Below are 25,606 nucleotides of genomic sequence, written 5' to 3'. Positions count from 1 at the left end.
ATTCCCAACACTGTGTATCACCTCAATATCCCTGCTCTATCACTTTCACACTGACTTGCAATCCCCTAAGTTATGGAGTAGAAAGGAGTCTCTTCAATGTTTTCTATGCCTTATTGGATGACCATGCGATTTAAACCGATCAAGCCTAAGAAGGTTTCCAGTCAGATTGCCGACCAGATTCGAGAGTCTATTCTTGGCGGTGATTTTGCACCTGGTGACAAACTTCCTCCGGAACGAGAGCTTGCAGAAATGTTTGGAGTCTCTCGCCCCTCCGTGCGTGAAGCACTGAATATTCTTGCCACCGCAGGCTTGGTTATGTCTTATCAAGGAGGTGGCACCGTCGTCCTCAGCCTGGTGGATCCCAGCCAGGGGAATGCCCTCAGCGACCTCATTCGCAGCCAGCAGGATCGAGCCCTGGAAGTTATAGAAGTTCGTAAATGCATGGAATCCTGGACAGCCTTTTATGCAGCGGAACGGGCCCTGCCGGAGGACCAGCGCCGAATGGATGAAATCATCAAGGGTATGGAAAAAAACCTCTCCGGTCAACTGCCTTCGGAAGACCTGGATGCAAATCTGCACATTGTTATTGCCCGCTCGACCCACAACATTGTCTGGCTCCACCTGATGCAGAGCCTCTTTGACGCTATGAAAGAATTTCAGCGGGGCGTATGGCGAGCGGTCTATCTCACCCAGGACGATCAACAACTGCTCTTCAGGCACCACGCCGCCATTGTCGATGCCATCAAACAAAAGAACCCCGAGGCGGCCCGAGAGGCAATGATGCACCATCTCAACTTTGCCGAACAACGCTCCATCGCCTATGTTTCGCATCGCGTAAGCAAATAACTTCTCATCGGTGGACGTTTGCTCCACCGATGAGACTGCAGTGCATCCTTCTTTTCACCTCCAGCTCTATTCCATGGCATCCCCCTGATGCACCCCACACGCTTGTCTCTCCCCCCAATGGCCTCATATTTCTTGTTCTAAACCAAGCGATAACTGTCCGCTGACTCAGAGAATATCCTGAGATATCTGACTCATTTTCGAACACTACCGCTCTCTGCAGTGCGCAAAAATTGCGCAACGACAAGGATCCACAGTGATGCAGGTCAGCGAATTGAGCCCTGTGCAAGCGATAATTTATTTGACAGATCATTTTTCAGATGATAATTGGTAAGACAAATAAACCGTCGCTGGCTAACTTGTTTATTTCTGGTGATTGCGGCGGAAAAGACGAATTGCAAATGTGTCCGCAGCAGAGGAGAACCGTCGCAATGCTTGACCAATCGATCATTGAGCAGCTTGAAGCCCTGGTAGGAAAAGAGAATGTACTGACCGGTAAGGTAGACCTGGTCGCCTACAGTTACGATGCAACCGCCGACCTGCCCCGACAGACCCCGGATGTCGTGGTCCTGCCCACCAGCACTGAAAAGGTTCAGGAAATTGTCAGGCTGGCCCGCCGGAACAATATTGCCATCTACCCCCGTGGCGCAGGCACCAATCTGAGCGGTGGGACAGTTCCGCTGAAAAAAGGCATTGTGCTCTCCTTCCAGAAGATGAACCAGATCCTTGACATCGATGCCGCCAATCTCACCGCTGTTGTGCAGCCCGGTGTGGTTATCAATGCGCTCAACACTGCAGTTGCTGAGCACGGCCTGATCTATCCGCCGGATCCCGGTACCGTTGCCACGGCCACCATGGGCGGTTCAGCAGCGGAGAACTCCGGCGGGCTGCGTGGCCTCAAATACGGTGTGACCAAAAACTACATCATGGGCATGGAAGTTGTGCTGGCCAACGGAGCAAAAGTACGCTTTGGCGGCAAGACCGTTAAAAACGTGACGGCCTATGATTTCTCCAACCTGTTCGTAGGCTCCGAGGGTACCCTGGGAATCATCACTGAACTCACTGCAAAACTGATCCCTGCGCCTAAATACCGCCGCACCATGATGGGTGTTTTCAAAACCTTGACCGATGCAGGCAACGCGGTTGCCGGCATCATTGCAGCCCAGGTCATTCCCGCGACCCTTGAGATCATGGACCGCATGACCATCAAGACCGTTGAAGATTTCGCCAATATCGGCCTGCCCACCGATGCAGAGGCTCTGCTCTTGATTGAGGTAGACGGCATGTCTGAGGATGTGGTCACCACCGAGGCAGATTCAGTCATGCGCGTGGTGACTGAAAATAACGGTGATCTCAAGGCAGCCGAATCTGACCAGGAGCGCGATTCGCTTTGGACCGCCCGCCGCAACGCCCTGCCCGCGCTGGCTTCACTCAACAACACAGTTATCCTTGAAGATGCCACCGTCCCCCGCTCCCGCATCACCGACATGTTGATCATCTGCCAGGAGATTGGCAAAAAATATGATCTGACCCTGGGTACCTTTGGTCACGCTGGCGACGGGAACCTGCATCCAACGATCCTCTGCGATAAAAACAATGAGGAGGAGATGGGCCGTATGCACAAAGCTGTTGACGAGATCTTCAAGGCAGCCCTTGATTTTGGCGGCACTCTTTCCGGCGAGCATGGCATTGGCGTGGCCAAGATGAAATATCTCGGTGATGAACTGGGACAGAGCGGTGTGGATCTGATGGCACTCCTTAAAGAGTCCCTGGACCCTGACTTCTTGCTCAATCCCGGAAAAATGGTTCCTGTACGGGGGAATTAATCATGGCGGTAACAGATAAAACCTATCACGACGAACTTGCCATTGTTCAGGAAGAACTGGACAAATGCATGAAGTGTGGAAACTGCATGGCCGTCTGCCCTGTTTACGGGGCAGATAAGGTCGAGTCAGCAGTAACCCGCTCCAAAATTGCCGTGGCCGAAGCAGTGCTGGCAGGAGATCTTGAACTCGACGATCCCCAGGTCTATGAGATGCTCTTCAACTGCCTGGTCTGCAAGTCCTGCATGACCAACTGCCCGACCAAGGTCAACTTTGATCGCATTATGCTGGCCCTGCGTGCTGCACTGGTACGGAAAAATGGTCTTCCCTGGCTCAAAAAGGCTATTTTCTCAACCCTCAAGCACCCCAAACTTTTTGATGCCGGACTTCGTGTCGGGGCAGCAATGCAGGGTTTAGCATTTCGTTCCGAGAAAGGCGGCAAAGCGATAGCTCCCCGCTCCCCCTTTACCAAGGTAGGCTCGCAGTTTGGTTTTGATGACGGACGTCAGATGCCCTCACTGAACATCATGCCTCTGCGTGATAAGGTGCCTGAAGTCGTTCGTGCGCCGGGCTCGACTATTAAAGTTGCCTTTTTCACGGGCGATTCCCTCAATTATTTTTACCCGGATGCGGGAAAAGACCTGATTGATGTGTTGACCGCCAATCATGTGGAGGTGCATATCCCCAAAGAGCAGAACTGCTGCGGTGTACCGGTTCTGGTTCATGGCGACATCGACACTGTCCGCAAGCTGGCACGAAAAAACATCGACACCATGGAGGCTACAGGCTGCGATTATCTGATTACCGGTTGCGGTTCCTGCGGCGGAGCCTGGCAGCATGATTACGTAGAGTTGCTCGCAAGTGACCCGGTCTATGGTCCCAAGGCACAAAAGTGGGCCTCCAAAACCTGCGACATCTCCACCTTTCTGACCAAAGTCATCAAGCTGCGTCAGCCCAAAGGTCGTATTGAGAAAACAGTAACCTACCATGACTCATGTCATTTGAAGAAGTCGATGAAGGTGTTTGTCGAGCCGAGGGAAATCATCAAATCCATCCCCGGCCTGACCTTTAAGGAGATGAAGGCTCCGGATGCCTGCTGCGGCAGTGGTGGTTCCTATGTTATCTCCCATTACGAGACCGCCTCAGCCATTGGCCAGAAAAAAGCTGATGATATCAAAGCAACCCAAGCGGATACCGTTTCCACAGGTTGCCCCGCCTGCATGATGCAGCTTTTAGATAATGTGAACCGCTGTGGTGGTGAACAGGACGTGGTTCATTACATTTCCCTCCTGGCTGAATCCTACCGCAAAGAGTACAGCCAGTCGTAACTCCCCGCTCGCTGTTACGGATTCAAAGACAAAGGGCCAAGGAATTTGCATTCCTTGGCCCTTTTCCTGTTTCGATAGCGCTACGGATTCAGGGGGTGTAGGTGATACTGTTGGATGAAGCACTGAGTTCGCCCTCGTTTACGATTGCCCGAACGGTAAAGGAAGCGGTCTCTGTTGGCTGGTTCATTGTGCAGGTGAGTTCCCTTGCACTCGGATCATCGGTTGAGCAGAGCGTTTTTCCATCCACAAGTATTGCAAATCCTGCAATGCTCTTTTCCTCAGTTTGCTCAAAATCCCAAGAAAAAGTGGCCAAACGGGGGGAAGCTGCACCAGTATTGTACGAGATAATGTTGGATGTTGCCCCCAAATCATCCTCTGCGTCAATGGTGGCTATAGAAAACCGGGTTTCTCCTGCTGATTCGATCATGATACAACTCAAAGAACGTGCTTCAATATCATAGGTATCGCAAAGTTCCTCGTCATTTGCAAAAACACGGAACCCGAGGATTTCATCTTTATAATCCTGATTATACGTCCAATTGAATGTTGCAAGACGAACAGGGGCAGTGGCGGCAAAAGCCAGATAGGCAACCTGTTCGCCTATATGGCTCGTCTCTTCGTCCAAAGATTGTTCTTCCTGGAGCTGTACTTTACATTTCTCTCGAGAAATATTCCCGAGACGAGGCGTCACTGTATCCATTCCTAATTTTGACTGTATTGCGACAAAAAGTGCTGGTGCCTGTAAAAAATTTTCAGCAAACGCAACCTCCTCCCACGCATCAGTCAAGGTTGCTGCTTCTGAAACCGCCTCAACCTGGGCATCACCGAGCTCTCCCTGCCCAGGTTCCCAGGCGACATAATGGACAATCTCCTCTGCTTTCTCCGTATTTTTCTCACTTTCCGCCCCCTGCAGGAGAAAAGAGAACCCTGAGGTCGACGGGACACCCCTGCCGATTACGGGAAGATCATTGTTTATCGAACACACACTTGCCAAAACCACGGGGACAGAGGGAAATGAGCTCAAGAAGGGAATATTCTGCCATGTTGTATTTCCGGCAAATGCTCCCGCCTCTACCATTGATCCATCCTCCAGGAGGCTCCTCCCCTCTTCAAGGACAAGATAACTGAGCCGTTCGGCATCATGCACTCCATCTTGATTGGTCCATTCTGCAATGCGTATATCAAACCCCTCTGAGGTAACATTGCGAATACGCACCACACAGGGATCAGCATCCCGCGAACTCGGCGGTCCTGTAACTACAATGGGCTGCTCGTACGGCTCTTCAAAGCTGACATGATTCCAGGCAGTGGTGACCACGACATCTCCGACCTCAAGGTGCAGATTGACCAGAGCGGAGTCACCAGATGCGGAGTCTGTCGTCCCCCCATCACTCGCATCTGAATTTTCAGGATCAGAGGCCTGTGCAGCATTTTCCGGCACAGTCGTCGAATCAACATCGGAGACAACAACCTGCTTACTCAGGGAGCTTTGATTGCCAAGGGAGTCAGTGACTACGAGCAAAACCGTATAGGTACCGGCTGTAGTATATGTATGGGTAATGAGTGCACCTTCTCCACTGTTTTCATCGCCAAAATTCCAAGTATAACTCGAGAGCCCCCCCTGTAAAAGGGCATATGAATTAGAGGCATCAAAAGAGACGGTGAGAGGGGAGATGTCCTCGGCCAGACTGGCCGTTAACACAATAACGGGGGCAGAATCAGTACCTTCGCTCGCATTTACTGTATCGGTATCGGTACTCCCGGTTTTGAAAAAAGCAAACGGGGCGGAGTGGGGGCTCTCGGTGCCGTCGGCAAAGGTTGCTGTCAGGGTGAAATTGGTTGGGTCGGATTCCAAGGTAACGGTACAGTCCATTGAACTCGCCTCACCATCTTCCACCTCGCAGACACATACCCCCTCCTGATAGAGGTTAAAACCAGTTACTGCTGGTTCACTAGGAGGGGTATACCCCCATTCGATATGGATGGACTGGGGTTCAGATGCAAAAATAAGGGCAGGCAAACAACAAAATATGAAAGCAAGAACTCTAACGAAGAGAGAAAACATTCTTTTCCTTGGATTTTAGGGTGTCTTGAATAATTAGATTTTTCAATCAAGGCCAGATAAGCGCAGACTTCGAGGATTGCGTAAAATTTTACCGCAGGCATATAGCTAATATTCCGAGGATAAAATTTTACGTATGACGCCGGGATTGGCAGAAAAAGCAATTATTCAAGATGCCCTTTAGATTGACGGGGGCACCAAAGGACCTCAGCAGTAAGTATGCCAAAAAATATCTCTATATCCTGCTTTTGAAGAACGGTTACGCCATGGAAAAACACCGTGCGAATGCAAATTCCCACCGAGCAATCCATTAAAAAATAAGATGTTTTTCCAAGTAGTTACCAAATTATCCACAAGCAACAAATTGTATGCTGCTTTTTTATCTACGCCCCGCACCCCAGCTCAGGCTTTTCCGTGCAACAGACACCACCAGTGCTTGAGCTGAGTGCCAAGCGCGTGCAAAGCTTCAGAACAAAAAGAAATAAGCTAACGCTTTATTTTGCTTGTTAAAAACGGTGAAAAACACTCCAAGATCATACGAAAGAGCACGATGCAGCCTACAGTCGAATGTCGCAATGAACCGACAGTCAAATTTGTGAAAAAACAAGCGGAATTTTTCATCACACCGAAGGTGTGTTCTCTCCCAGGCAATTTAAAGGATAGCCACGTTCAAATCAAGTTTTTCAGCTCTCCGGAAACGACAAAACCACCCTATGCAGGTGTTTTAAATAATTATATTTTCCGATCGGTAAGACCTGAAACTTGCCCCAAATAGCTTTCAGCAAAAACCTCCTTTCCTGGTTACCACTGTTCAAAATGCACCTGCTCTGCTTGCAGGCGGGTTCGAGGTTCTTTCTCTTCATCTGGCCACCCCAGTGAAATACCAGCCACGGGTAGTATCCCTTCAGGTAAACAAAAGGTTGTACGCACGGCTTCTATTCGTTCTTCTCTGGGATGAATCCCCAGCCAGCAGGCACCGAGTCCCAGCATACTTGCAGCCAAAAGAATATTTTCGATGGCGGCGCTGGTATCCTGCAAGAGAAAGGAGAGTTCCTTGTCATGGGCCTGATTAATGTCGCCACAAACTAACAGGGCCGCTGTGGCTCCAGCAAGCATCTTGCCGTTGGGTAAACAGAAGGCAAGCTTATCAATACTCTCGCGTGTCTGGAGTGCAACAATCTGCCAGGGATTCTTGCCCATTGCCGATGGTGCAGCCATGGCGGCTTCCAGTAGATCGTTTATCAAAGGAGCAGGGATAGGCTCCTGGGTATATTTTCGAATACTTCTACGCGCAAACAAACTTGTGAGCTTTGAATTCAACGCATCCTCCAGATACAATTTTTTTCTTGTTTATAACGACAATCTTCGACAAGAAGCACCGGCAGCTCCACTGCGCATCCAGGATATGTCTAAAAGGTAATTCGCCGTTGATCTCCCTCATACTGCTGGCATTGTTTGATATATTCTTTCATAATCTCAGCCACTTCATTGGGCGAATCCACCAGGTGAAACAGATGCATATCGTCTTCTGCGATGGATTTATGGGGGAGAAGTTGTGCGCGGATCCAGTCGACAAGCCCCTGCCAGTACTCGGTTCCGTAGAGGATAATGGGAAAGCGGCGAATCTTCTTGGTCTGCATCAGGGTAAGCGACTCAAAAAATTCATCCATCGTCCCGAAACCACCGGGAAAAATCACATAGCCCATAGCATAACGGACAAACATCAGTTTTCGAATAAAAAAATAGCGAAAGGTGAGGCTGCGATTTTGGAAATGGTTGGGATGTTGTTCGCGCGGCAGGATGATATTGAGCCCCACCGAGGTTCCCCCCGCCTCAAAACAACCGCGCGAGGCGGCCTCCATGATCCCAGGGCCACCACCTGTTATGACCGCAAGCTCCATTTTCGTGAGCAGGGTGGCCGTTTCTTGCGCAGCAACACAGTATTGGGAATCCTCTGCAAAGCGGGCCCCACCAAAAATAGAAACGGCCGGACCAAGATCATTCAAGGTTTCAATGCCATCAATTAATTCCGCCTGAATACGAAAGATACGCCAGGCTTCGGAGGTCTTTAAGTCATCCATACTCCATCCTTAATAGTGTCCGTTCAGAAATGAGGATTTTTGTTCAAGTTCAAGGCATGCGCAAAATTTTACCGCAGGCATATGACAAATATTTCGAGGATAAAATTTTAAGCATAACGTAGAAATTGGGCAAAAAGACCGTTTCTGAACGGACACTAGATAAAAAAACCGGCAGCGAGAGCTCTCCCCACTGCCGGCACATTCAATATGCATATGATGAACACCATGAATAGGTGCTCACAGTCTTTGTATGCTTACAGCAAACCGTCAAAGAAGTCGTTGCCCTTGTCATCCACCAGGATAAAGGCCGGGAAGTTGACCACTTCGATTTTCCAAACCGCTTCCATGCCCAATTCAGGATAGTCGATACACTCAACTTTCTTGATGTTCTCTTCTGCAAGCAGGGCAGCCGGGCCACCAATGGAGCCCAGGTAGAAGCCACCAAATTTCTGACAGGCATCGGTTACCTGCTGTGAGCGGTTTCCTTTGGCGATCATTACCATGGAACCACCATTTTCCTGGAACAGGCCCACATAGCTATCCATGCGGCCAGCCGTGGTCGGGCCAAAGGAACCAGAGGGTTTACCTTCCGGGGTTTTGGCAGGACCGGCATAGTACACCGGATGATTTTTGAGGTACTCGGGCAATGGCTTGCCGGCATCGAGCAGCTCTTTCCATTTGGCATGGGCAATATCACGACCAACAATAATGGTGCCGGTCAGAGAGAGCACGGTTGAAACCGGATGCTTGGTCAGCTCGGCCAGGACATTTTTAATGGGCTGATTGAGATCGATGGTGACCTGATGCCCACCTGTGCGATCGCGGTATTCAGCAGGAATCAGACGACCGGGATCCGCATCCATCTGCTCAATCCACAAACCGTCTTTATTGATCTTGGCCTTGATATTACGGTCTGCAGAACAGGAAACGCCCATGCCCACCGGACAGGATGCGCCGTGGCGGGACATACGGATCACGCGAATGTCATGGGCAAAGTATTTACCACCAAACTGAGCGCCCAGGCCAAGCTTCTGGGCCTCTTCCAGCAGCTCTTTCTCAAGCTCCAGGTCACGGAAGGAACGACCAAGCTCATTGCCAGTGGTGGGCAGGTTGTCCAGGTATTTAGCTGAAGCCAACTTCACGGTCTTGAGACAGCTCTCAGCCGAGGTGCTCCCGATACAGAAGGCGATATGGTAGGGCGGACAGGCAGCGGTGCCCAGGGTTTTCATTTTCTCGACCAGGAATTTTTTCAGGGTGCCGGGATTCAGCAGTGCCTTGGTTTCCTGATAGAGATAGGTTTTATTGGCTGAGCCACCACCCTTTGCCAGGAAGAGGAACTTGTATTCCGCACCCTGGGTGGCGTAGATATCGATCTGAGCCGGAAGGTTGGTCTTGGTATTAACCTCTTCGTACATGCTCACCGGCGCATTCTGGGAGTAGCGCAGGTTTTCTTCGGTGTAGGTGGTGTAGACACCGGCAGAAATCATTTCGGCGTCATCACAGCCGGTGAAGACATTCTCACCTTTTTTGGCCACCACGCAGGCGGTACCGGTATCCTGACAGACGGGCAGTACATAGCTTGCAGCAACTTCAGCGTTGCGCAGCATGGCAAAGGCCACTTCTTTGTCGTTACGCGAGGACTCTGGGTCTGCAAAAATTTTGGCGACCTGCTCGTTATGGGCCGGACGCAGCCGGAAGGAAACCTCCCGCATGGCCTGATTGGACAATACTTTCAGACCTTCGGGGTCAACTTTGAGTACTTCCTGACCGTTGAAGGTCTCTGTGGAAACATACTTGTCGGAACCTTCCAACAAACGAAACTGGGTCTCATCTTTACCGAGGGGGAAGGGATCCTGATACACAAAACCTGCCATAATGTTGCTCCTTGTTTGAATGATACGACGACTATGAGGGGGACCGGTAAACCCGGACCATCCGACAGACAAACAACACACCAGCTGGGTTCCCTGGGACGAACTACGCTCAATCAATCCGCAGGGGCTTTCATCTCTACTTCCACTTCTTGGCGTACGAAGGCTACGCCTCTATTGGCCGTTACAAAAAGAATGAATGCGCCCTCATTCAAGAGAGCGTAAACGACACAACCGTATCTTTTACTCCGCACCGGCCGAGAAGGCAAGAGAGAGCAGCAGGTAATTGCCGCATTTAGCGGTTGTTTTGACTGAGGAGTGATTCAGTTTTCTTGCAAGACGGGAGAGAAAAAGAGGAAATACAGAATTAAACCAACTCGGCCATCACCCTGTTTGCCAAGGGAAGACCTGAGGGAGTAAGAAAGAGGCGGTCTCCCTGCAAGCTCAGCAGATCCTGCCGGATCAGTTGCCTGAGCGTGTCACCGTAATAGGGGACGAGGTCTATACCAAATCGGGCATGCAGCCTTGAGACAGAGACACCAGTGGTCATACGCAACCCCATAACCACGGTTTCGCGAAAGGCGGCCTCAGATTCGAGTTGCTCTTGCTCGATCCAGACCGACTCTCCCTGCCGGACCCGATGCACATACGCCTCTAGATCGGTCACAGCAACCAGACGCTGTCCAGCAAGCCCGGAAACAGCACCCGGGCCAAGCCCCAGATACTCTCCATTGTGCCAATAATTGCAGTTATGCTGGCATTGCCTGCCTGGACAGGCATAATTGGAGATTTCATAGCGCTCCAATCCGGCCTGAGCGGTGAGCCGCTGGGTGTCTTCCATCATCTCCAGCACAGCCTCTTCCTCAGGAATCTGACCGCTACCGCCTTGCAGCGACTCCCCAAATGGCGTCCCCTTCTCCAGGGTCAACTCATAGAGGGAGAGATGTTCAGGCTGGAGGGCAAGTAACGCAGCAAGCGTTGTGCGCCAGGACGCTGGCGACTGAAGCGGCAGCCCGTACATCAGATCGCAACTGATGTTGTCAAAACCGACCTCACGGGCCGTCTTTATTGTGGAGAGGGCCTGCTCCCGCGAATGGATGCGCCCCAAACGGACAAGTTCAGCATCGTTTAAGGACTGAATGCCTATGGAAAGACGATTGAATCCAGCCTGGCGTAGCGTAGCCAGCCCACTCGCATCAATAGTGCCGGGATTTACTTCGATTGATATTTCAGGGACCTGTGAACTCCAGGAAAACAATTGGCGGCAGAGTCCGAGCAGCTCCGCCAGGACGGTGGGTGCAAGCAGGGAGGGTGTGCCGCCCCCGAAAAACAGGGTCGCAAAAGACAGGGGAGCCACCTCGGTAAGGGTGGCCGCCTGCTCTATCTGCGCTTGTAAGGCCGCAATAAATTTCTGGCGCTGCCCCACTCCTGGGACAAAAGAAAAAAAACTGCAGTAGTGGCACTTGCTCTGACAAAAAGGAATATGAATATAGAGTCCGGCCTGGCGCACAAGATCCATCACGGGTTCTCTTGGAGGATACGGAGGCACTCTTCACGGATCTCGGCCATGATGCCCTGATCGGCAAAGCTGTACACCTGTTCACCACTACCGATAATCAAATGATCAAGCAGGTTGATGTGCATGAACGAACAAATCAGATGCAGGGAACGGGTCAATTGCCGGTCCTGGGGTGAAGGGGTAAGACTGCCGGAGGGGTGATTATGGGCGAGAACCAGTGCACTGGCGTTACGGGCCAGGGCGGCCTTCACCAGCTCGCGCGGATAGACGGTGTTGACGGTCACAGTGCCTTGGCTGACCACCGATGATTCAATGATTGCGTGGGCGGCATCAAGAAAGACCACCATCAGCACCTCATGCTCAAGGCCGCGCATAGCATGAATGAGATAGTCGGCCACCGCACGAGAAGAATGGACGTACTTCTTCCCAACAATGCGTTGCTTAAGGTACCTGCGGGCAACGCCCTGGATAAACTGGAGGGCAAAAACATTTTTGGGCCCAATGCCTTTGATTTGCTGCAACTCGGTGGGGGCAGCATCAAGCACTGCAGGCAGGGTGGTAAAGCGTGCAAGGGCTGCCCGCGCGGCCTCTTTACAGTCAGAGCGTGGTGTGCCAAAGGTCAGCAGCAATTCGATGATTTCGCTGTCGCTGAGGCCGTCAATGCCCAACTCCAGAAATTTATCACGAAGACGCTGGCGGTGCCCAGCGCCCTTCTGCTGCCACTGACCTTTATCCACGAGCCAAGGGGTTACTCAGAAAGCGCCTTTTGAAAGAGCTCATTGGCCATCTGCGGGTTGGCCTGCCCCTTGGTCTTACGCATCAACTGACCAACAAAAAAGCCTATAACCTTGGTCTTGCCTTCACGGAACTGCTGCACCTGATCCGGATTGGCGTCAATGATTTCCTGGACAAAGGCGGTCAACTCGCCCTCATCACTCATCTGCACCAAGCCTTTATCTTTGACAATGGACTTGGGATCTTTGCCGGTTTCAAGCATCTCGGCAAAAACGGTCTTGGCGATTTTCCCGGAGATTTTCCCTTCGTCAATCATCACCAGAAGGGTTGCCAGCTCCTCGGGCTTCACCGGGCACTGGCCGATCTGCTCGGCTCCGTAGTCACGCAGCAGTTCGGTGCCGATAAAGTTGGCCAGTTTCTTGGCATTGCCACAGGCACGATAGGCGGTCTCAAAATAATCTGCCAACTCGCGCGATCCGGTGAGAATGGCGGCATCGTACTCACTGAGTTCAAAATCGCGAACAAAACGCATGCATCGTTTATCAGGTAACTCCGGCAGGACCGCGTGCACCCGTTCAATCCAGGCATCATCGACCTGCACCGGAATCAAATCCGGATCCGGGAAGTAGCGGTAATCATGGGCCTCCTCCTTACCACGCATGGACTCGGTCCGCCCCTTATCCGCATCCCAGAGCAGGGTCTGCTGAATCACCTGGCCACCTTCCAAAAGCAGGTCGCGCTGACGGCGCACCTCGTACTCCAGAGCCAGCTGGACGTTACGAAAGGAGTTCATGTTTTTGAGTTCGGTACGGGTACCAAATTCTTTCTGGCCGACCGGGCGCAGCGAGATGTTGGCATCGCAACGAAAACTGCCTTCCTGCATGTTGCCATCGCAGATGTCCAGATAGCGGACAATGGCGTGCAGTTTTTTCAGGTAAGCCGCAGCCTCCTCGGGTGAGCGCATATCCGGCTCGCTGACAATCTCCAGCAAGGGGGTCCCGGTCCGGTTCAGATCCACGTAACTGTAGGGGTCGCGATCATCATGCACCAGCTTGCCCGCGTCTTCTTCCATATGAATGCGAGTAATACCAATGACCTTGGGATCCTGCCCCTCAACCTCGATTTCCAGACGGCCGTGCTCGCAAATAGGCAGCTCAAACTGGGAGATCTGGTACCCCTTGGGGAGATCCGGGTAAAAATAATTTTTCCGGGCAAACCGGTTTTCCTGATTGATGGTCGATTCCGTGGCCAGGCCAAGTTTAATTGCCGACTCCACCACCTGCCGGTTGAGCACTGGGAGAGATCCGGGCATTCCCAGACAAACCGGGCAGGTATGCGTGTTGGGCGGTGCGCCGAATTCGGTGGAACAGCCGCAGAAAATTTTACTTTTGGTCTTCATCTGGGCATGGATTTCCAGCCCGATCACGGTTTCAAATTCCATAGTCTATATGCGGTTAAAATAGTATCACTGGTGGGTGCCTGATTCTATCCAGGCGCGAATTTTAACAAGTTCCTCATTCCAAAGATTTGAGGCCCTGATTTTGATAAACATGCGAAAAAGATCACCAATCAACCCGGTGAGTTGCTCAAACAGTGCGATTCGCTCTAAGATGCGCCCCTCTGTACTTTCGGCATCCTTGCCTTCATCGGCAGAGTCCACAGTCTTGGGCAGGCGGATATTACGAAACTCAAATATGGCGGCAGATAAAGTCACCCCAAACTCGTATTCACCATATCCCAGGCGGATACGAGCCTGCTCCGGCTTTTTGGCCAGGCCAAGCCCGGCGCGTGCCTCGCGCAATTCTGTCTGCAGACCGCGGCAGATAACCTTTTCACTGGCTTCTCCTTCGCCATACTCAAGCAGCATGTGCTTTTCAAAAATAACAAGCACATCGCCCCGACCGGGAACATCCACACTCCCGCCGCGCTCCTCCGACTTAAACCACAGCCAGGCCAGGAATTCCTGACCTAGAAATCTCTTTTCCTGAATAAGATCAACAAGATCCATAAATTAAACATACCTCTGGGCTGACAGCCACCTTCTTGGGTGCTCTGAATAACACGAATACGCCATTTGCGCAAAAATCCTTTACTACAACTCGAGTGTCAGTGCTTCCTCTTTACCTTCCTGTTTTTCCATAGCCTCAACGGTCTTTTGAAAAATAGCCGATGCCCGATCCTGGTAGGCCTGCGCCTCGTCTGTTTTTTTCTGACTTGTACAGAGCTTGGCCAGTTCCTGTAAGATGGCAGCAACACTGGGGTGCTCTTTTCCGTGCAACTCTTCGTTGATCGCCAGCGTTTTCACGTAGCAGGTCTCGGCCTCGGCGTAACGCCCCTGCAGCCGATAGGCCTCAGCCAGGGCGTTGAGGCTGATCACCAGCTGCGGATGGGTCGGTCGCAGGGCCTTCTCCTGAATACGAACCAACTGTTCATACAAAGGAACGGCCTCAGGCTCAAGCTCCAACTCAACACAGAGGGCGGCCAGCTTGCGAAGAATTCCAGCCAACGCCGGGTGTTCGGAACCACGTTTCTTCTCTAAAATAGCCAAGGCTTTCTTATAAAGAGAGACAGCCTTATCATACTCGCCCATGGTCTCCTGAAACTCACCGATCTGTTGCCAGCTCAGTGCCATCTCCGGATGATCCTGCCCCAGTTGTTGCGCCAGAACGGTCATGGACTCCTTATATAATGGGCCTGCCTTCTGGTAGTTGCCGCTTAATACAAAGGTATAGGCCACCTCCCGCTGGGCGAGGGCCACGGTCGTCGGCTCGACCTGTTCGTCCGCCTTCAGCAGCTGACAATAGCGCTCAAGCCAAGGCAGTGCCTCTTTATACCGGTACTGGCTCCGGGCCATGAGTCCTGCTGCCCGCAAGAATTCCGGGTTATCCTGTTCTTGCGATACAGCCTGGCGATATAGCGCCATGGCCTTGTTCAGGTCAACTCGACTTTCGGCTAGCTGACCACCTAAAAAGGCAGCCTGTCCATGTGTAGCATGTTCCTTCTGGCTCAGCGTTTCAAGATACTGCGCCGCTGCCTCCGTTGTACCGGTTTGGAGTTCTTCAATGGCTTCCGCCAGCTCGGGGCTCGTATCATCGGCTTGCAGGAGGACCAAGGCATCCAAAACCTGCTGATACCGGGCCATCTCCTCCGCATAGGTATCGGCAATCAATGCCAGGCGATCGTTCATCACCACCAGCTCCCGCTGGAGCTGATCCCGACGTTGTTCATCGTTGGCAGCAATGGCTTCGGCAAGCTCGGCACGCTGCTTTTTTTCCAGATTATTGAGGCGCTCAGCATACTCCTCCATGCTCAAACGAACCAGCATCATCTCAGTGTCTGCCGATTTTCCGGAGGGCTCCTCTTCAAGCTGTGCCTCGAGCTGAGCGGTTAGATCCTCTGTTTTTGGGAGTTCTTCTTCTGGTTCAACAACCGCTTCAGCAGCAGCTGCCTCCTGCTCCTCAATTGCGACGGCCGCCTCGACAGCAGCGGATGCCGTAACCTCTCCTTCTCCCTCAAGAGAAGGCTCTATAACCAACTCTTCTTCAGCCCTGGCCTCTTCCGGCTCTTCTTCGACAGCCACAGCGACCGCTTCTGAATCTGTTGCAGGCGGCTCTGGTGCCTCTACTTCAATGGGTTCAGCCTGAGCTTTTTCCGGTTCAACATCAAGAGCGACTTCCTCTTCTACAGGTACCGGTTCAGCAGCCGGTTCTTCAACCACAGGGGAAATCTCCTGCTCAGACTTGGCAACAATCGACTCTGAGACTGCTTCATCCACTCCAACCTGTTCAGTGGTATCCGCCTCCTGAACAACAGCATCAGGCTCAGCCTCTTCCTTCACCGCTTCCCGGCTGATATGCTCTGAAACCTCTTCTTGGGGAATCGACTCTACCGCTTCCTCAGAACTTTTTTGTTCGCTCTCCGGCTGCACCTCCGGTAACGTCTGCCCAGATTTCTTTTTTAAAACCAGCACAAAAACCAGAACGATTACAAGGACAACAACACCCCCCAGAACTGCAAGCAAAGAACTGTTCATATTACCTCCATCATACAATCAGTATGTCAGGTACCCGAATCCGTGACAGTGGCTCAGCACCGCACAGCACTTTATCATTGTCTGCAACGACACCGCCAGATGCAGGTGCACGTTCTAGAATTTAAATCAGAGTAAAACGGCAGGACGCATCTCCTCATATTTTTCCGCGGCCTCCCCATCGACCATCTGCAAACCAATCAACCAGGGAATCTGTAAAATAAGAGAGAGATTAAAGGTTTCTTTAAAGAGATCTTCCAACAGGGCCATGGCCTTTTTGCTGGTGGAAAAAAAAAGCAAGGTATTGTCTGCCAGATTCCAGCAGAGATCGTAGGTTGTGGGAACAGGTGGAGATTTACGAACAAGCTCGGCACGAATACGCTCTTTGATTTCCAGGCGTACAGCGCGACTCAGCTTCGGTAACTCCTTTTCACGCTTGATCCGCTCTTCTTCCTTCATCACATACTTTTTCAGCACAGCCGGAGCCACTTTGCGCTCATCAACCCGCATGGTCAAGGTGATGTAATCACCTGCTGCATAGGAGCTGTAGGCAAAAGAGCTGTCAAACATGTCGGCCACAGACACCCACCCGATTGAATATTCGTCCATGGTGTCGTCGATATCCTTAAAACTTAATGCCGCAACACGCTGTGCAGCAAATTCCCAGAACGACTCCGGAAGCTCACCTGTAACCTGAAATCGTGTCAACGATGCGGAACCCGATAATAACCCCATAATTTTCCTAAAAAGATTAATGTCTGTAGGGTGTCTTGAAGAATTAGATTTTTCAATCAAGGTCAGCTAAGCGAAGACTTCGAGAATTACGAGGTAAGCGTTAGACTCCGGGAGATTGGTAGAAAAAGCAATTATTCAAGGTTCCCTGTATTGATGAACTGCCTGGCTTTCCCAGGCGCAAGATATATGAATTGTACAAGCAATACGGCCTAGTGACCACAAAGAATTCAGTAAAATAACGCTCCCTACCGCTCAAAAAATCAAAAAAACTGTATCCAACTCAACTTTTAAATTGACACCTTTCAGAGAACATGGTAAATAGGCCTCTCCAAATCACGGGGGTCGTTAACTCAGCCGGTAGAGTATCTGCCTTTTAAGCAGAGAGTCGCGCGTTCGAGCCGCGCACGACCCACCACGATTACAAGACCTGTCCCCATCGTCTAGTCAGGTCCAGGACACCGGCCTTTCACGCCGGCAACACCGGTTCAAATCCGGTTGGGGACGCCATATATGAAAGCCTGTTAGCCTCTTGAAGGTTAACAGGCTTTTTTTTATTCCTGCCTCCTTCCTCCCTGCCCCTGTTGGTTGAAATTCCACAACAAAATATTCCTGAACCACATCTCCCTCATGTAGCGTCCAAATCTTCCTTTTCCCTCTGAGCCTATTTTTTTAGTCCTTGACGGAGATGATAAAAATTCCACACAATTGATAAACGCATTGATTCCCCCCCCCAAATCATCTTGGGAAATCAAGTACTCTAGCTGATTTCGGAAAAAATCTTTTGGCCACGTTGTGGCATAACAAAGAACATTTCACCCTCCCAGACCCAACCAAAAAAAAGAGAGATTCATGAAAAAATCGGTACAAACGAAAGGAAAATTCTCCCAAGCATTACAAGCCGCAAGTCTTGCCACCATTGTCGCTACGGGGACAGCACAAGCGGAATCCATCGGCTATTACAATCTCGAATACCCCGCAAATACCAATGCAGCCACAGCCATCACCCTGGCAGGCTCACACCTATCCTTCTCAACGACCTAAGCGCGGCTAGCCTGAACGGGATTAAAGCCCTCTGGATTCTTAACCCCAGCAATGACAACTATGCCTTGGCACTCACTGACAACCTGGCAAGCATCGACAGTTATATACAGAGCGGCGGCACCCTGCTCTTTCACGATCGTTATGTTACTGATGCAGCCACCGTCATTCCACCAGGGGCAAACTCAATCACTTTTGTGCGCAGTACATCTTCGTCCATTGACCTGGGACCTGGTGCAATAGGGACGCTCATCAGCGGACCGGGAGGAACCATCGATGACAGCACACTGGATGGCGTATACTCGTCCAACCATGGGTACGCAGTAGCCAGCACTCTACCAGCTGGCTCCGTTATCGTCCTCACCCGGGACACCAGTTCCGAGGTCGTTGATTTTTACTACAGCCTAGGAGGCGGAACCGTCTACTACTCCACCATCCCTCTCGATTTCTACCTGGACACCTCAGGGGGCATGTCTCCAGAATTTCAGCTCTATGCTGCAAACATGGTTGCATATATCTTCGATCTCCTTGGCCCCTCCTTGTCTTCGGTCCAATTTCAGCATATTGCCATGGCTGACGCTTCACGTTTTGATACAGAATTACTGCAAAAACACATAGGAAGCTCTCAGCAGGGATTTTTTATTGATGGAGGGAACTACGGGTTTGATCGGGTGCATCCGATACTTATGGCAAATAGCTTTCGCTATACTTCATGTAGGGGGCAGCATAAAAAGCAGCCACTGTATATGGCGGCGAGCCTGTAAATCCCATAAGTATCGGATGCACCCGGTTTGATCGTGGCAAAGAGAACAATTCTCAGGCATTTCAAAGCTGGGACACCGGACTTCTTGTCGGTTATACCAATGGTGCAGCCCAACCGTTTGCCTGGGGCGTAGCACTCACCCTCCATGATGCTGGCAACAAATCAACTGCAATCAATGCGATACAGGCAGAGTACACCAGCTACGGCATCAAGGGGTTTGGTCCATAGCCGTCAGGTTAAGCCGTGAGGCCCTGATTAAGCCACACCAGGTATTGGCTCACCTTCGATTCTCAAAACCAAAATATCTTGAATGATTTCAGGAGAATAGTTTCCATTTTTCTTCTTCTCTAGCAAATGCTTCTGGCAACTCAATTTGAGGAATTTAACCAGAAAATCTGTCGCAGCTTCTATTTTGTTAAAAAATGCCTCTTTGAACCGGTCAATCGACCTCATCCAGGTCTTTAACGCTTTATAGAAGCTGAGATTTTTACCATAGAGCCCACGCATGAGGTTATGCGTTATCCATAAACAGTTCAGGGTGAGTACTATGATGAATAATTTCGAGTAAATATAGCACTCAAGGCGATGCTTTTTCACCTTCTTGACCTTATCGATCTTCCAGAGCGATTTCCAGGTTTTGAAGACGAGCTCAATCTGCCAGCGCAAGGTGTACGCCTTCCACGCATTCTGAATATCGAGCAACTTTTCAGATGCAGAGGTGATAAATGAGTTATGGTCAAGTCTGGTGTTTAAGAATAGCTCTCAAATGACAGCCCTGTTCAGTTCGTCTTCTGTTAAAGGGGTGACAGGCTCCCCATCCTTGAACTTGACGCCCCGGATAATCTCTGCAAGGAGCTTGAATCCTCGTAGCCTTTGCCACTTTTTTTCTGCACTCATTCCCAGTTTATAGACCATGGCCAAGATTGTTCGGCGGGCAACACAGCCCCGGGTCTTATCTGTTCTTAGCCGTACTGTGGCAAAGGTTGATTCAATCGGATTGGATGTCCGAATGTGTTGCCAATGTGGTGCTGGGAAATCATAGAAAGCGAGCAATTGCTCTTTATCCTTCTCCTGGCATTCCATAGCTTTGGGATATTTTCCCGAATAAGCCTGGATGGTTGTTTCGAAGGCCTCAAAGGCGTCCTTTTTTGTCGGCGCCATCCATATTTCGTGCAACGCCTGCTTGACCTTTGGTTGAACCATTTTAGGCAGTTTGTTGAGCACGTTAGCTGTTTTATGTACCCAACATCGCTGATGTTTTGTTTGTGGGAAAATCTTGTGCAACGATTTCCAGAATCCTAAGGCACCGTCACCAATAGCCAACTTAGGGGAGTGGATGAGCCCTTGCTCTTTGACGCGTACCAGTAATTCTGTCCAGCTCTGCTCAGATTCCCGGTATCCATCTTCGATGGCAACAAACTCTTTCCTCCCTTGCTCCGTCACGCCAATAATCACAAGGATACATTGCCTGGTATCATCGCTGCGGATATTAAAATACACGCCATCGGCCCAGATATACACATAGCGCTTGTTCTCAAATCTGCGTCGGCTCCACTGCTCATGCTCTGTTTCCCAAAGACGCTTGCAACGGCTGATCGTAGTGGACGAAAGCCCGGAGGCATCCTTGCCAAGAAGAGCCTGAAGAGCTTCCTGAAAATCACCGGTAGATATCCCTTTGAGGTAAAGCCAAGGCAGCATTTCCTCAATGCTCTTTGTTTTTCGAAGATAGGGAGGCAAGAGTCCTGAGTTAAATTTGACGCCTTTCCCCCGTTTATCCCGAACTTTCGGCACCCTGACACTCACGGAGCCTATACCGGTCTGAATTTTCCGTTCTGGTAAGTAGCCATTGCGAACTACCTGGCGACGGCCACTGGCATCTGTGCACGTTGCAAATTCCTGAAGAAAACCATGTAGCTCTGCTTCAACGGCTTGAGCAATCAATTGCCGGGCACCGGTGCGAAGCAATTCGGTTAACGGATCCTCAGAAATCTCTTCTCGCTTTTTCAGGGAAATGATTTTACCTTCACTCATGACGTATCCTTTTTTGTTGGAAGTGAGTTTTGGCGAACTGTTTCCAACAGGATACGTCATTTTTCTTTTAGAGTCCCCTCAAACACCACTTTCGAGCATAACTCGTGATAAATAGGTTGAGCCTCGCTCGGGCTTTGAATTCTTTACCTAATTGCCGCCCTTTCTTTTGGGCATTCAAATGAGCCTTACGTATTCGTTCCTGATAAACCCTTTCAGGGAGCAGATAAACGAAGAGGCGAACCTGTAATGTCAGATTTTGGTCAAGAAATACCCAGTCTTCGAATTTTTCGAGTCCGGCATCGGTCATGGCTCGAACGATACGGGAAAAATTCAGCTTAACCTTTTTCTTTCCACGAAGCTGATACACGTTTTTGTTGGCTTGCAGACGGCATAAAAAATCACCGAGGTTCTGCAGGACACCTCGCAATGCTGATAGATGCATGTACGCGAGATCACGAATAACAAGGTCACCTTCTCTGACAACATCAATGGTCAGTGTTGAATTGGTTGCATCCTGGTCGTTAAACGCATTCAGGCTGAGATCAACGATACTGCCGGAGACTAAATCATATTCAAATTGGATCCTGACACTGGCTGCGGATCCACTGCCGCCACTACCGGGGTAAAACTTGGATAAAGATTGATCTATTTGAAAACAAACAGAATCTTTAATCAAAATTCTTTCAAATTGGTCGCAGCTTATCAACGTCGCCATCCCCCCGGCCAGCTGTTTGCTAAAGAGTTCAGCGATGGCTGCCGTGAGAAAAGAAACCGCACGCTGGTTAAAGCGCTCGTCCAGCGATTGCTTTTTGATGCATATGTCGTGATCCAATTCCAGTTTGACGGTGAGATCATTGAGACTCTCAAATGCCAATGCATCACTGTTAAAAGCCAGCAGACAAAGGAAGGTGAATCCGCCCAACTGGCCTGAGCGCTGAACAAACTTGCTCTCACGGGCTAAAGATTCGATTTCCTGCTTAGTAAAAAAGCAAGATAGCTGTTTCCGAATCGATTCTTCAATTAGTTGATATTCGTTTTTTTCTACTCTCTTAATGGCGAAAAACGATGCAACTTACTGAAAAAACGAGTATATTCCCTAAAAAGCATCAAGCCAATCCACCACTAACCTCCGAGAATGATTAGTAATCATTCTCGGTAAAAGGGAATGCCATTATGAGGCTGGGGCCTTGAAAGTTTTTTTGCGACTATTTTACTGTTCTTTCGTATTTAATTTGAAAAAAAATACCTTAGCCTGACGGCTATGGGGTTACATACAGGGGACATGCACCCCATTAGATCACGCCCATGCCGGGCGTACACAAAATAATACACCGGATAAACCGGTGATCATCGCATTAACTGTATGACCTTGCAAAATGAAATAAATGAACGAGGAGTTGACGTTTATAGAAAAGGGGCCCAAATTGTCCTCACTTGATTTTGAAAAAGAAAAGTACGCCTTTGAGAACTATTACGATAGCAACAAGGAGCTTTTATCAAAAGCTATAAGGTCTTACAGCAATACCATCAGGTCATTGCTAAAAAAATCAAATATCGATGTTGTAAAAAAAATAGAAGGACGGGTTAAAAATAAAGAAGAGTGCCTCCGGAAATTCAGGCGCAAGTATCGTAATGATCTCGAAGAGCGCGAACAAGCATACGAGATTAAGGATTATATCACTGACTTGCTCGGCATCAGGGTGATCTGCCTTTATGAAGACCAGATCGAACGAGTATTCGAGGAGCTGAAACAGCATTTTGAAATTATAGACGTAACAGACAAAATTTCGGCGATGGAAAGTACGGAGGATGCATTCGGTTATAAAGGCCTTCACATGGACCTAACCATTAGTGACCGGATGAGAAACCTGTCGGAAAAAACTTATGCCGATTTTCCCGTCGAAGTGCAGATCAGAACCTTGATTCAGGATGCCTGGAGTGTGCTTGATCACCAAATCAAATATAAAAAATCGATCCCCAACGATCTGAAAAGGCGGATTAATGCACTGTCGGCTTTGTTTGAATTGGCCGACCGCGAGTTCAAAGAAATTCGCAATGCAACACAGGCGCTCATTCAACAAGAAACGGAGGCATCATCCATTGAACCGACGGAAGAAATCGTAACTTCACCTTCCCGCTTTGCGATCGGAGCCGGTGAAAATACGCTTAACGCATTTAGTTTTCTGCGCGTTGCGGGCCATTACTTCCGGGGATTCGAATTTGAAGACCTTAAAGTCGACGATTTTGTTCATGATATCTTGAAGCTGGACAGTCGGTTTCATAAGTCCCATCTTCACAAATGCCTGGCAGAATATTTGAAAACCGTTCAAAAATACCGTGATTATTTTCTATCGAAAAATCCAAACAGAACATTCAGCCCTTATACGTCCATTCGGCATTGCCTTTATCTGTACGACCCAGAAATTTTCGATAAAATTTTATACCAACGGGCCAAGTCACATTTGAAAAACTGGATTAAGTCGGGGGCAAGGGAAAATGGTCAGACATTGAAATAATTGAGAATAAATAATAACCAGTTAACCATCGCATTAACTCCGCCACGTACGGTTATGCGTACGTTCATGGTTAAATTGTTGAAGATCCTTTTTGAGTTTTGATTGTGTGTTGGAGATTTGGTTAAATGGAATATTTGGGATCATGTTTATGTAGAACTGTTAAATATAAAGTTGTCGGTGAATTTGAAAGTTTCTTTTTGTGTCATTGTCGCTACTGCCAGAAGGATACAGGATCTGCACATGCAGCAAATTTGTTTTCGTCATCAGCCAAACTTGAATGGATTAAAGGCGAAAACAATGTACGATTATTTCAAGTGAAGAAATCCAGTCATGTAAAAGCATTCTGCGTGACATGTGGGTCTGCTCTACCCAATGTACAAATGGACGGCAAGCTTCTGGTTGTACCGGCGGGAAGCCTGGATTGTAAATTGGAAAAAAAGCCAGATGGACATATTTTCATTTCGAACAAAGCGAACTGGGATGATGCTTTGGAAACGGTGAAAAAATTTGAGCGATTTCCAGATGAAGAGAATGAATAGGACCAGACCGCGATTTCTTGGTTAGCGGGAGAATTAGGCAGACTGGTGAGTTAGCTCTATCTTTTTGATAGTTTTTTTAGTTTTATTCATCTTATCTTATTGTAGTTTCGTTTAACACACCATTTATGACGGCCTTTCACGCCGGCAAATCCGGTTCAAATCCGGTTGGGAACGCCATATAGAGAAAAGCCCGTCAGTTTTGCTGACGGGCTTTTTTGTTTTACCCACCTCTCTTCCTTAGCCTCTATCTCATAGCGAGTGACGCAACAACTATCCTTTCCCCTTCTAAGGCACCACAACTGATTGTCTTTGCTAATATTTGCTTTTTCCTGTAGATTGTATGTAAAATTTTAGACGTAGCTTACTTTTCTTTAACCATACAACTCCAGAAAACCATAACAAAGACCAGGAGATCTTATGAAAATTGCAATCAGTGCTCATGGTGCCAATCTTGACGCCATGATCAATCCTCGTTTTGGCCGAAGTGATTATTTTCTTATCGTAGATACGGAAACGAACCAAGTTGACGCCTACCCCAATGAAAACATGAATGCCTCAGGTGGGGCTGGAATTCAGTCGGCAAGCTTTGTCCTTTCCAAAGGCGTGCAAGCGGTCCTCACCGGCAGCGTGGGCCCCAAGGCCGGAGATGTGTTCAGTGGATCCGGGGTTCAGCTAATCACTGGCCAATCCGGCACGGTCCGAGAAGCGGTTGAGCAGTTTAAAACCAGTGGACAAGCCACCGGCGGGACATCTTCCCAATCAACGGCACCTGCAACTGAAGGGAGTGAATCCCCCTCCATGGCCGGTGCAGGCATGGGAATGGGAGGTGGTGGTCGCGGTATGGGCGGCGGTAGAGGCATGGGGGGAGGAGGTGGCCGTGGAATGTGCGGAGGAGGAAAGGGAGGACGTCGATTTTAGATTAATTGCTGCGACAACGGCTGTGGAGCCAGCGATTCTGAATGCACTGCAGGGAGGCAAAATGACAGGGGGTGCAATCACCCGCTGTGAAAAAATGAGACCAGATGTCCGCTGACCAGTTGCCTAAAGCCTTGGCCGAAACGAACCAGGGCTTCTCAGACTATGAAAGCTGCGCCCCTGTTGGCGTCTTTACCTGCCGCTGTCCCCGGGAAGAACACCTCGGACCTGGAAAAAATATTAAAGTCCAAGGGAGCATAGGCAATTCACCTCTGCACCTGCACATTTGCCCGAAAGACAGATCAAGGATGGGATCTTACCCCAGGTGGTTTTTGCGATCACATTGATCGTATTGCCAAAGAAATTACTCAGGCCACGGGCCTGCCCTGTGTTCTGGGCAGCGCCCATCTTCCTCAAGGATATGAGCCCTAAGTGTATTCGTCCTGAATCTGGAACAGCAGAAGCATCATGCAGAGATCCGTTTTTCTCAAACTCACGGAGTCAAAATCTAGACTCCCCAGATACCACTCAGTTGCCGAGGGACCAGGTGACAAACCGCCTGAGGGTAAGGTCAAAAAGGCGTATTGGGAACGGTAAGCTGCCCCACCGATAAACGATCGAAAATTTGTCGCGGGCAGGTCCCGCTACAGGACGAACATTTTTTCAGGTCTTTGCCACTTGCCTTGGAGAAGGAGTAACCAGGAAAATTTTTTCGTTTTTCAACTGAGCCTTGCTGCCCATCTATTGAAAACAGGCCCCATCAATCATTACTTATGG

The 25,606-nt window shown here is 49.7% G+C and carries 21 protein-coding genes and 2 tRNA genes; 10 read left to right on the top strand and 13 right to left on the bottom strand.

The features are described 5' to 3' along the window. Window positions 1–123 precede the first annotated feature (123 nt). The 3 genes from JWJ90_RS01725 (at window position 124) to JWJ90_RS01715 (ending at window position 3,994) form a co-directional block, all read left to right on the top strand. Window positions 124–846, top strand: a complete 723-nt coding sequence (locus tag JWJ90_RS01725) for a FadR/GntR family transcriptional regulator (protein WP_205225504.1) — start codon at window positions 124–126, stop codon at window positions 844–846. A gap of 428 nt (window positions 847–1,274) precedes the next feature. Beyond that, window positions 1,275–2,669 (top strand): FAD-binding oxidoreductase, encoded by a 1,395-nt coding sequence (locus JWJ90_RS01720; RefSeq protein WP_205225445.1) that lies wholly within the window; start codon window positions 1,275–1,277, stop codon window positions 2,667–2,669. Between the two features lie 2 nt (window positions 2,670–2,671). Next, a complete protein-coding gene (locus JWJ90_RS01715; RefSeq protein WP_205225444.1) occupies window positions 2,672–3,994 on the top strand; it encodes a (Fe-S)-binding protein in 1,323 nt (440 codons plus the stop codon). An 88-nt stretch (window positions 3,995–4,082) separates the two neighbouring features. Here the strand turns inward: JWJ90_RS01715 and JWJ90_RS01710 are convergent, their stop codons facing one another. The 10 genes from JWJ90_RS01710 to rdgC form a co-directional block, all read right to left on the bottom strand. Next, window positions 4,083–5,867, bottom strand: coding sequence for a PKD domain-containing protein (locus JWJ90_RS01710; protein ID WP_205225443.1), 1,785 nt, complete (start codon window positions 5,865–5,867; stop codon window positions 4,083–4,085). A 990-nt stretch (window positions 5,868–6,857) separates the two neighbouring features. Further along, window positions 6,858–7,355, bottom strand: coding sequence for a nitroreductase family protein (locus JWJ90_RS01705; protein WP_275889049.1), 498 nt, complete (start codon window positions 7,353–7,355; stop codon window positions 6,858–6,860). A gap of 110 nt (window positions 7,356–7,465) precedes the next feature. Continuing rightward, complete coding sequence (locus JWJ90_RS01700; RefSeq protein ID WP_205225441.1) at window positions 7,466–8,137, bottom strand: LOG family protein; 672 nt, start codon at window positions 8,135–8,137, stop codon at window positions 7,466–7,468. Between the two features lie 254 nt (window positions 8,138–8,391). Next, the gene (locus JWJ90_RS01695) at window positions 8,392–10,011 is read right to left on the bottom strand and encodes a fumarate hydratase (protein WP_205225440.1); all 1,620 of its coding nucleotides are present in this window, start codon (window positions 10,009–10,011) and stop codon (window positions 8,392–8,394) included. 364 nt (window positions 10,012–10,375) lie between these two features. Further along, entirely contained in the window at window positions 10,376–11,527 is a 1,152-nt protein-coding gene (gene hemW / locus JWJ90_RS01690; protein WP_205225439.1) for a radical SAM family heme chaperone HemW, read from the bottom strand. Beyond that, entirely contained in the window at window positions 11,527–12,264 is a 738-nt protein-coding gene (gene radC, locus JWJ90_RS01685) for a RadC family protein (RefSeq protein WP_205225438.1), read from the bottom strand. The genes hemW and radC overlap by 1 nt, the downstream gene beginning before the upstream one ends. Before the next feature lie 11 nt (window positions 12,265–12,275). After that, entirely contained in the window at window positions 12,276–13,703 is a 1,428-nt protein-coding gene (gene gatB / locus JWJ90_RS01680) for an Asp-tRNA(Asn)/Glu-tRNA(Gln) amidotransferase subunit GatB (RefSeq protein ID WP_205225437.1), read from the bottom strand. A gap of 24 nt (window positions 13,704–13,727) precedes the next feature. Continuing rightward, window positions 13,728–14,270: a hypothetical protein gene (locus JWJ90_RS01675; protein ID WP_205225436.1), complete on the bottom strand. Its 543-nt coding sequence runs from the start codon at window positions 14,268–14,270 to the stop codon at window positions 13,728–13,730. An 84-nt stretch (window positions 14,271–14,354) separates the two neighbouring features. Continuing rightward, window positions 14,355–16,295: a tetratricopeptide repeat protein gene (locus JWJ90_RS01670; protein ID WP_205225435.1), complete on the bottom strand. Its 1,941-nt coding sequence runs from the start codon at window positions 16,293–16,295 to the stop codon at window positions 14,355–14,357. A gap of 126 nt (window positions 16,296–16,421) precedes the next feature. Next, window positions 16,422–17,027: a recombination-associated protein RdgC gene (rdgC, locus tag JWJ90_RS01665; protein WP_205225434.1), complete on the bottom strand. Its 606-nt coding sequence runs from the start codon at window positions 17,025–17,027 to the stop codon at window positions 16,422–16,424. A 339-nt stretch (window positions 17,028–17,366) separates the two neighbouring features. Here rdgC and JWJ90_RS01660 point away from each other — a divergent pair. The 4 genes from JWJ90_RS01660 to JWJ90_RS01645 all read left to right on the top strand — a co-directional run bounded on the left by JWJ90_RS01660 (window position 17,367) and on the right by JWJ90_RS01645 (window position 18,829). Continuing rightward, window positions 17,367–17,442 (top strand) — tRNA-Lys (locus tag JWJ90_RS01660). 14 nt (window positions 17,443–17,456) lie between these two features. Then, window positions 17,457–17,534 (top strand) — tRNA-Glu (locus JWJ90_RS01655). A 342-nt stretch (window positions 17,535–17,876) separates the two neighbouring features. Beyond that, the gene (locus JWJ90_RS01650) at window positions 17,877–18,068 is read left to right on the top strand and encodes a hypothetical protein (protein ID WP_205225433.1); all 192 of its coding nucleotides are present in this window, start codon (window positions 17,877–17,879) and stop codon (window positions 18,066–18,068) included. Between the two features lie 65 nt (window positions 18,069–18,133). Then, window positions 18,134–18,829 (top strand): hypothetical protein, encoded by a 696-nt coding sequence (locus JWJ90_RS01645; RefSeq protein WP_205225432.1) that lies wholly within the window; start codon window positions 18,134–18,136, stop codon window positions 18,827–18,829. Window positions 18,830–19,083: 254 nt separating this feature from the next. Here JWJ90_RS01645 and JWJ90_RS01640 read toward each other — a convergent pair whose 3' ends face one another. The 3 genes from JWJ90_RS01640 to JWJ90_RS01630 form a co-directional block, all read right to left on the bottom strand. Continuing rightward, window positions 19,084–19,551 (bottom strand): transposase, encoded by a 468-nt coding sequence (locus tag JWJ90_RS01640; RefSeq protein ID WP_338032274.1) that lies wholly within the window; start codon window positions 19,549–19,551, stop codon window positions 19,084–19,086. Between the two features lie 39 nt (window positions 19,552–19,590). Then, window positions 19,591–20,859, bottom strand: coding sequence for an IS256 family transposase (locus tag JWJ90_RS01635; protein WP_205225430.1), 1,269 nt, complete (start codon window positions 20,857–20,859; stop codon window positions 19,591–19,593). Between the two features lie 67 nt (window positions 20,860–20,926). Continuing rightward, on the bottom strand, window positions 20,927–21,868 hold the full coding sequence (locus tag JWJ90_RS01630; RefSeq protein WP_338032273.1) for an IS4 family transposase: 942 nt from the start codon (window positions 21,866–21,868) through the stop codon (window positions 20,927–20,929). Window positions 21,869–22,244: 376 nt separating this feature from the next. Between JWJ90_RS01630 and JWJ90_RS01625 the strand changes: the two genes are divergently transcribed. The 3 genes from JWJ90_RS01625 to JWJ90_RS01615 all read left to right on the top strand — a co-directional run bounded on the left by JWJ90_RS01625 (window position 22,245) and on the right by JWJ90_RS01615 (window position 24,832). Further along, the gene (locus JWJ90_RS01625) at window positions 22,245–23,375 is read left to right on the top strand and encodes a GTP pyrophosphokinase (protein WP_205225429.1); all 1,131 of its coding nucleotides are present in this window, start codon (window positions 22,245–22,247) and stop codon (window positions 23,373–23,375) included. A 125-nt stretch (window positions 23,376–23,500) separates the two neighbouring features. Then, a complete protein-coding gene (locus JWJ90_RS01620; RefSeq protein ID WP_205225428.1) occupies window positions 23,501–23,914 on the top strand; it encodes a GFA family protein in 414 nt (137 codons plus the stop codon). Between the two features lie 417 nt (window positions 23,915–24,331). After that, window positions 24,332–24,832, top strand: coding sequence for a NifB/NifX family molybdenum-iron cluster-binding protein (locus JWJ90_RS01615; RefSeq protein ID WP_205225427.1), 501 nt, complete (start codon window positions 24,332–24,334; stop codon window positions 24,830–24,832). Window positions 24,833–25,606: the final 774 nt, after the last annotated feature.

It is taken from the genome of Desulfobulbus rhabdoformis, assembly GCF_016919065.1.
In the GTDB taxonomy this organism is placed as follows: Bacteria; Desulfobacterota; Desulfobulbia; order Desulfobulbales; family Desulfobulbaceae; genus Desulfobulbus; species Desulfobulbus rhabdoformis.
Note: the sequence above shows the minus strand (reverse complement) of the source record. Positions and strands in the feature narration are given on the sequence as shown.